Annotated in this window: 1 protein-coding gene; it reads left to right on the top strand. The window is 63.1% G+C overall.

Annotated elements, in window-relative coordinates:
- Positions 1–328, top strand: a 328-nt coding sequence (locus HMPREF2692_RS04725; protein ID WP_305764392.1) for a biotin/lipoyl-containing protein, incomplete at both ends; no start/stop codon positions are given.

Here is a 328-nt window from a genome sequence, read left to right as displayed (position 1 = left end):
AGAAGGAAGAGGCTTCTGCACCGGCTGCTTCCGGCTCCGCAACCGACGTAGCTATGCCAGAGCTCGGCGAGTCCGTCACCGAGGGCACCATTACCCAGTGGCTGAAGTCCGTAGGTGACACGGTCGAGGTCGACGAACCACTCCTCGAGGTCTCCACCGACAAGGTCGACACCGAAATCCCATCCCCAGTCGCCGGCACCCTGACCGAGATCCTCGCCGACGAAGACGACACCGTCGACGTCGGAGCCATCATCGCCCGCATCGGCGACGGCAACGCTGCCCCTGCAGCTTCCTCCGAAAAGGAAGAAGCCAAGGAAGAGCCAAAGGC

Source organism: Corynebacterium sp. HMSC036D03 (genome assembly GCF_001836185.1).
GTDB lineage: Bacteria > Actinomycetota > Actinomycetes > Mycobacteriales > Mycobacteriaceae > Corynebacterium > Corynebacterium simulans.
This window is presented reverse-complemented; position numbering and strand designations above follow the sequence as displayed.